Source organism: Streptomyces tibetensis (genome assembly GCF_007655005.1).
Lineage (GTDB): Bacteria > Actinomycetota > Actinomycetes > Streptomycetales > Streptomycetaceae > Streptomyces > Streptomyces tibetensis.
Map to the genome: position 1 here is coordinate 303,753 of NZ_SZVW01000012.1, position 7,900 is coordinate 311,652.

Genomic DNA, 7,900 nt, shown 5'->3' on the forward strand with positions numbered 1-7,900 from the left:
GTAGTGCCACTCTTCCCCCACCCGCACAGCACCACCGCAGCACAGCACTTCCCCCACATCGAGGAGCTTGTGTGTCCACCTCTTTCTACGCGCGTCAAAAGCGCGCCACGCTCGCCATCGCCACCGCCGTCGCCGCAGGTGCCCTGCTCACCACCGGCCTGAGCTCGGGCATGAGCGTCGCCGCGGACTCCGCGAGCAAGCCGGCCCTCCCCGCCGCCCCCGTCCTGCTCTCCGCGCAGGCCCGCACCGCGCTCGTCCAGGAGCAGCAGGCCGACGCCACGCGGACCGCCGACGCGATAGGCCTCGGCGCCGAGGAGAAGCTGGTCGTCCGTGACGTCGTGAAGGACGCCGACGGCACGGTCCACACCCGCTACGAGCGCACCTACGCGGGCCTGCCGGTCCTCGGCGGCGACCTCGTGGTGCACGAGTCGAAGTCCGGCGGGGCCTTGGGCGTCACCAGAGCCACCGAGGCGACCCTGAAGGTCGCCTCGCTCAAGCCCGCGGTCACCGCCGCCAAGGCCGAGAAGCAGGCCGTGACCCTCGCCAAGGCGGCCGGGTCGGCCAAGACCGAGGCGGACTCCGCTCCCCGCAAGGTGGTCTGGGCGGCGAACGGCAAGCCGGTCCTCGCCTACGAGACCGTCGTCGGCGGCCTCCAGGAGGACGGCACCCCGAACGAGCTGCACGTCATCACCGACGCCGCCACCGGCAAGAAGCTCTACGAGTACCAGGGCATCGAGACCGGCACCGGCAACACCACCTACAGCGGCGCCGTCACCCTCAGCACCACCAAGTCAGGGTCGACGTACAACCTCACGGACGGCACCCGCGGCGGCCACAAGACGTACAACCTCAACCGCGGCACCTCCGGCACCGGCACCCTCTTCTCCGGCTCCGACGACGTCTGGGGCACCGGCAACCCGTCCAACGCCGAGACCGCCGCCGCCGACGCCCACTACGGCGCCCAGATCACCTGGGACTTCTACAAGAGCACCTTCGGCCGCAACGGCATCCGCAACGACGGCAAGGGCGCCTACTCCCGCGTCCACTACGGAAACAGCTACGTCAACGCCTTCTGGTCCGACAGCTGCTTCTGCATGACCTACGGCGACGGCTCGGGCAACACCCACCCGCTGACCTCGCTGGACGTGGCCGCGCACGAGATGAGCCACGGCCTGACGTCGGCCACGGCGGGCCTGAACTACAGCGGCGAGTCCGGCGGCCTGAACGAGGCCACCAGCGACATCTTCGGCGCCGGCGCCGAGTTCTTCGCGAACAACTCCTCCGACAAGGGTGACTACCTCATCGGCGAGGAGATCGACATCAACGGCGACGGCTCGCCGCTGCGCTACATGGACAAGCCCAGCAAGGACGGCGCGTCCAAGGACAGCTGGTCCTCCAGCCTCGGCAGCGTGGACGTCCACTACTCCTCCGGCCCCGCCAACCACTTCTTCTACCTGCTGTCCGAGGGCAGCGGCTCGAAGACGATCAACGGCGTGACCTACAACTCGCCCACCTCCAACGGCTCCACGGTCACCGGCATCGGCCGGACCAAGGCGCTGCAGATCTGGTACAAGGCGCTGACGACGTACATGACGTCGACGACCAAGTACGCCCAGGCCCGTACGGCGACCCTGAACGCCGCCTCGGCGCTGTACGGCGCGTCCAGCACCGAGTACAAGGCGGTCGCGTCCGCCTGGTCGGCCGTCAACGTCGGCTGACCGAAGCACGACCACGGGCGGTACCCGGACCCGAGGCGGGTCCGGGTACCGCTTTACTCTTGGGAACCGTGTCTTCTACGGATCCGCAGGACTTCACCTACGCCGATGTCGGCGCCACCCGTGACCAGGGTTTCTGCCCGCCGGGCTTCCGTCCCATGAACGTACGCACCCGTCTCGGAGAGGGCGAGGAGGTCTTCCGCCGGGCCGCGGAGGCCGTCCTCACCTGGGAGATGCACCGCGCGATGGGCGTCGGCCTCGACGCGAGCGCGGACCGTGCCGCTCCCGGCGTGGACGTCACCGTCACCCTCGCCGGCATGATCAAGGCCCCCTGCCGCGTGGTCTGGACCGTCGAGGAACCCCGCCGGGCGGGCTGGGCCTACGGCACGTTGCCGGGCCACCCGGAGACCGGCGAGGAGTCCTTCGTGGTCGACCGCACGGGAGACGGCACGGTGTGGCTGACGGTGAACGCGTTCAGCCGGGCCGCCAAGTGGTACGCCAAGGCGGGCGGCCCGGCGACCAGGGGCTTCCAGCACGCGTACGCCCGCAGGTGCGGCACCGTCCTCAGGAACTTGTCGACGCAGGCCGGCGAGCCCACGTAGGGGCGCGGGGTTGTATCGACTGCGGCTCCGCCGCGTGGGCGCCACCAGCCCCCACGCACCGGCGGCCGGCACTCAACGCATCAACAGCCCCGCAGCCGCCACCAGCTCCTCGGAAGGCCCGGCCACAAGCCCCAGCTCCGCACTCGAAGCCATGAGCCGATGTGCGGGAAGGATCCGCACCGTGTACCCAAAAGGCCCGGTGCGATCCAGCGACAAGGGCCCTTCGTAGACCCAGCGCCCGTCCTGGTCGAAAGACCCCACCGGCTTCAGGGGAACAACCGTCGCGTCCCCGATGCGGTCCTCCTCGTCCACCCGCCCGGAGACGACCTGCACCTCCACGTCGTCCGGACCGAGCTCACCGAGACCGACCCGCACCCGAAGCCCCAGCGTCGTACCGAGCTCCGCCAGCACCTCCGACGCCGATGTCTCCACATGGTCGACGGTGACGCCCGGCCACGCCGCCCGCACCCTCGTCTTCCACTCGGCGAGATCACGCGCCGCGTCCGGGCCCACGGCCCGGTGGGAGAGCGCAGCCGGCGCGTAGAGCCGCTCCACGTACTCGCGGACCATCCGCCCCGCCAGAACCTTCGGCCCGAGCAGGCTCAGCGTGTGCCGGACCATCTCGATCCAGCGGTCGGGCAGCCCGCTGCGCCCCCGCTCGTAGAAGCGGGGCGTCACCCGCTGCTCCAGCAGGTCGTACAGCGCCGCGGCCTCTATGTCGTCACGGTGGTCCTGGTCGGTACCGACACCGTCCGCCGTGGGGATGGCCCAGCCGAAGTCGGGCTGGAACCACTCGTCCCACCAGCCGTCGAGGACCGACAGGTTGAGACAGCCGTTGAGCGCGGCCTTCATGCCGGACGTGCCGCAGGCCTCCAGCGGCCGGAGAGGGTTGTTCAGCCAGATGTCGCAGCCGGGATACAGCTTCTGCGCCATCGCCATGCCGTAGTCGGGCAGGAAGACGATCCGGTGCCGTACCCGCGGGTCGTCCGCGAACCGCACCAGCTCCTGCACCAGCCGCTTGCCGCCGTCGTCCGCGGGGTGGGCCTTGCCCGCGACGACGATCTGGACCGGCCGCTCGGGATGCAGCAGCAGATCCATCAGCCGGTCCCGGTCGCGCAGCATCAGCGTCAGGCGCTTGTACGAGGGGACGCGCCGGGCGAAACCGATCGTCAGGACGTCCGGGTCGAGCACGTCGTCGATCCAGCCCAGCTCGGCGGTATGGGCGCCGCGCTGCCGCCAGGACGCCCGCAGCCGCTCCCGCACCTCCTCGACGAGCTGCTCGCGCAGCACCCGCCGCAGGTCGAAGATGTCCTGGTCGGGGATGTCGGCGACCGCGTCCCAGCGGTCCGAGCCGCCGACGGTCAGCGCGTCCTCGGCGCGCTGGGCACCGATCTGCTTCGCCCCGAGCCGGAACACCTCGGGGGCGACCCAGGTGGGCGCGTGCACTCCGTTGGTCACGGACGTGATCGGCACCTCGTCGGCGTCGAAGCCGGGCCACAGGCCGGAGAACATCTCGCGGCTGACGTTGCCGTGCAGCAGCGACACGCCGTTGGCGCGCTGGGCGAGGCGCAGGCCCATCACGGCCATGTTGAAGAGGTTGGGCTCCCCGCCGGGGTAGCTCTCCATGCCGAGCCGCAGGATGCGGTCGACGTCGATGCGGGGCAGCTCGGCGTCGGGGCCGAAGTGGCGGGCGACCAGCTCGCGGTCGAACCGGTCGATGCCGGCCGGTACGGGGGTGTGGGTGGTGAAGACGGTCCCGGCGCGGACCGACTCCAGCGCCGAATCGAAGTCGAGTCCGTCCGCGCAGAGTTCCGCGATGCGCTCCAGGCCGAGGAACCCGGCGTGGCCCTCGTTGGTGTGGAAGACCTCCGGCGCGGGATGGCCGGTCAGCCGGCAGTACGTCCGCACCGCCCGGACTCCTCCTATGCCGAGGAGCATCTCCTGGAGCAGCCGGTGCTCGCTGCCGCCGCCGTAGAGCCGGTCGGTCACGCCGCGCTCGCCGAGGTCGTTCTCCTCGACGTCGGAGTCCAGCATCAGCAGCGGGACCCGGCCGACCTGCGCCAGCCAGATGCGGGCGTGCAGCTGTTTGCCGCCGGGCAGGGCGAGAGCGACCTGGGCGGGGGTGCCGTCGGGCTCCTCCAGCTGGACGACGGGCAGCTCGTTCGGGTCGAGGACCGGGTAGTGCTCCTGCTGCCAGCCGTCCCGGGACAGGGTCTGGCGGAAGTAGCCGTGCCGGTAGAGCAGGCCGACGCCGATCAGCGGGACGCCGAGGTCGCTGGCCGCCTTGAGGTGGTCGCCGGCCAGGATGCCGAGGCCGCCGGAGTACTGGGGCAGGGCGGCCGTGATGCCGAACTCGGGTGAGAAGTAGGCGATCGCGGCGGGCAGTTCCTCGGGCTGGGTCTGGTACCAGCGGTCGCCGGTGGTGTAGTCGTGCAGATCGCCGGCGACCGCGCTCAGGCGGCGCAGGAAGGGGCGGTCCCCGGCCAGTTCCGCCAGCCGGGCGGGCGGCACGCTGCCGAGCAGCCGGACGGGGTCGCCGCCCGAGGCCGCCCACCGCTCGGGGTCGACGGACCGGAACAGGTCACGGGTCTCCGCGTGCCATGACCAGCGCAGGTTGCGGGCCAGGTCGCTGAGCGGCCGGAGGGGTTCGGGGAGAACGGGTCGGACGGTGAATCGACGGATCGCCTTCACGGGTTCCACCTCGGCGCGTTCGCTGGATTTCGCAGGGCTTCGACGACGTCTCCTACGACAGTACCCACGTCGGCGCCCCCGCCGCTGAGGCTCCGCCACCCGACCCCCGATCGGCCTGAACAGCACCATCCGCGGATATGGCCGATTCCACCCCCATAGGCGTCCTTGTGGTGCTTCATACGCCACGAGAGGCTGCCCCTGGCGTACCGGGCCGTGCCCCGCCGCACGCGGCGCCGCGCGACCGCCGTACGCCGAGTCGAGGAGGGGACATCGGACCATGGCTCGCACGCGCGAGCGGCGTCTGCGCCGGACGGGGGGCCTGGCCGCGGCGATCTGTGCCGCGGCGTTTTCGGCCACTACCCTGCCCGCGCACGCCGTACCGGAGGGGCGGATACTCGGCGCCGGATCGCCCGGCTCCGTGCACGGAAGTTACCTGGTGACGCTGAAGGAGGGCACGGCAGCCCGGTCGGCGGCCGGAAAGGGCCTCGCCGGAAAGTACGGGGTGGAGATCAGCCACACCTACGGCACGGTCCTGAACGGCTACGCGGTCCGCGCGGACGAGAGACAGGCCGGGCGACTGGCCGCCGACCCCCGTGTCGCCTCGGTCGTCCAGGACACCCGCGTGCGCCTGGACGGCGTGCAGAAGGGGCCCCCGTCCTGGGGGCTGGACCGCGTCGACCAGCCGCGGCTGCCTCTGGACCGGAGCTATGTCTGGCCCCGGTCGGCCGGTGCCGGGGTGACGGTGTACGTGATCGACACCGGCGTCCGGATCACCCACCGGGACTTCGCCGGCCGGGCTAGCCACGGCTGGGACTTCGTGGGGAACGACCGGGTCGCCTTGGACACGGGCGGCCACGGCACGCACGTCGCCGGCACGGTCGCAGGGACGACCCACGGCGTCGCCAGGAAGGCCCGGATCGTCTCCGTGCGTGTCCTGGACGCCGCGGGCAGGGGCACCACGGCCCGGGTGATCGCCGGGATCGACTGGGTGACCCGGCACGCGCGCAAGCCCGCGGTCGCCAATCTCAGTCTGGGCGGACCGCGCAACGAACGGCTGGACGCCGCCGTCCGCGCCTCCATCGCCTCCGGTGTCACCTACACGGTCGCCGCGGGCAACGACGGCAGGCCGGCCGGTCTGTACTCCCCGGGGAGCGTGAAACAGGCCCTCACGGTCGGCGCGACCGACCGGGAGGATAGAAAACCGGCCTTCTCCAACGACGGTCCGGCCCTCGATCTGTTCGCACCGGGCGTCGGCATCACCTCCGCGTCCGCCGCGAGCGACACCGCGTGGGCAACCTTTTCGGGTACCTCGATGGCGTCCCCGCACGCCGCCGGAGCGGCCGCGCTCTATCTGGCCGATCATCCGAAAGCCACTCCGGCGCAGGTCGAAGGGGCCCTGACCGCCACAGCGGCGACCGGGAAGGTCTCCGGCCGGGGCATCGGTTCGCCGGACAAATTACTGCGGGTGCCGCGCGCGTAGGGCGATGGAGCAGCCACGTCAGGGGCCGGCCTCGTCCGTCGCGGACGAGGCTGGTCTTGTGTGTCGACATACGCGTGAGTAGTTAACAAAGTGCCGGATTGCTCACCCGAATAGGGTGGGAAGGCTCCTGCGGGTACCCCTCTCAGGAGCACCATGCAGGACCCACCTCCCCACAGACATCCGCCTACCCACGTTGACGCGGACAGGAGCGGTCATGCCCGCCAAGCACCACTCGCCAGCACCCCCCAGCCGCCGCACCACCGGGGCGCGCGCACCCGGCGGCGAAACACGCCCCGCACGCCCGGCCGAGGCCGGTCCACCGGCCGCGCCACCACCCGCCGTGAGCGACGCGACCGCCATCGGGCGCATACCCGTCCTGGATGTCCGTCCGGCGGTCCAGCAGGGACGCCGGCCGGCCAAGGCCGTCACCGGCGAGACCTTCGAGATCTCGGCGACCGTGTTCCGGGAGGGGCACGACGCGGTGGCCGCCAATGTCGTCCTGAAGGACCCCGAAGGCCGCCCCGGCCCGTTCGCGCCTCTGCGGGAGCTGGCCCCGGGGACGGACCGGTGGGGTGCCACGGTCACCGCGGGAGAGCCGGGACTGTGGACGTTCACCGTCGAGGCTTGGGGGGACCCGGTCAGTACCTGGCGCCATCATGCCGAGATCAAGATCCCGGCGGGCATGGACACGGACGTCGTCCTGGAGGAGGGCGCGCGTCTGTACGAGCGGGCAGCGGCCGGTGTGCCCGAGGAGGAGGGACTGCGCGCAGTGATCCTCACCGCCGTCGACGCCCTGCGGGACGAGGACCGCCCTGCGGCGGCTCGTCTGGCGGCGGCGCTGACGCCGGAGGTGGACGCGGTCCTGGCCCGGTATCCGCTGCGGGACCTGGTCACCAGCAGCGAGCCGCTGCCCCTGCTCGTGGAGCGGGAGCGGGCCCTGTACGGCTCGTGGTACGAGTTCTTCCCCCGCTCGGAAGGCACCCCCCAGCAGCCCCACGGCACCTTCCGCACCGCCGCGCGCAGACTGCCGGCGATCGCCGCGATGGGCTTCGACGTGGTCTACCTGCCGCCGATCCACCCCATCGGCACCACCTTCCGCAAGGGGAAGAACAACACCCTCTCCCCCGGTCCGGAGGATGTCGGTGTGCCCTGGGCGATCGGCTCGCCCGAGGGCGGGCACGACGCCGTCCACCCGGATCTGGGCACGCTGGAGGACTTCACCTGGTTCGTCCGGCAGACCAGGGAGCTGGGCATGGAGGTGGCGCTGGACTTCGCCCTGCAGTGCTCCCCGGACCACCCTTGGGTGCACAAGCACCCGGAGTGGTTCCACCACCGCCCCGACGGCACCATCGCCTATGCGGAGAACCCGCCGAAGAAGTACCAGGACATCTACCCCATCGCCTTCGACGCCG

The 7,900-nt window shown here is 71.4% G+C and carries 5 protein-coding genes; 4 read left to right on the forward strand and 1 reads right to left on the reverse strand.

The window, feature by feature from the left end:
• The first annotated feature begins 71 nt into the window (after positions 1-71).
• Both FDO69_RS22075 and FDO69_RS22080 read left to right on the forward strand, forming a co-directional pair.
• Entirely contained in the window at positions 72-1,718 is a 1,647-nt protein-coding gene (locus FDO69_RS22075; RefSeq protein WP_104781577.1) for a M4 family metallopeptidase, read from the forward strand.
• Positions 1,719-1,786: 68 nt separating this feature from the next.
• Positions 1,787-2,317, forward strand: coding sequence for a DUF1990 family protein (locus tag FDO69_RS22080; protein ID WP_389831717.1), 531 nt, complete (start codon positions 1,787-1,789; stop codon positions 2,315-2,317).
• 72 nt (positions 2,318-2,389) lie between these two features.
• On the opposite strand, the gene FDO69_RS22085 is transcribed toward FDO69_RS22080, so the two are convergent.
• Positions 2,390-5,008 (reverse strand): glycosyltransferase family 1 protein, encoded by a 2,619-nt coding sequence (locus FDO69_RS22085; RefSeq protein ID WP_104781593.1) that lies wholly within the window; start codon positions 5,006-5,008, stop codon positions 2,390-2,392.
• 277 nt (positions 5,009-5,285) lie between these two features.
• Here FDO69_RS22085 and FDO69_RS22090 point away from each other — a divergent pair, with 277 nt between their 5' ends.
• Both FDO69_RS22090 and FDO69_RS22095 read left to right on the forward strand, forming a co-directional pair.
• A complete protein-coding gene (locus FDO69_RS22090; RefSeq protein ID WP_104781579.1) occupies positions 5,286-6,488 on the forward strand; it encodes a S8 family peptidase in 1,203 nt (400 codons plus the stop codon).
• 214 nt (positions 6,489-6,702) lie between these two features.
• Positions 6,703-7,900, forward strand: a 1,198-nt coding sequence (locus FDO69_RS22095) for a maltotransferase domain-containing protein (RefSeq protein WP_138430143.1), incomplete at its 3' end; no start/stop codon positions are given.

What these genes read in the sequence shown, in the direction of transcription:
- FDO69_RS22090 (WP_104781579.1), top strand. Translation starts at nt 5,286, where the DNA reads ATGGCTCGCACGCGCGAGCGGCGTCTGCGCCGGACGGGGGGCCTGGCC.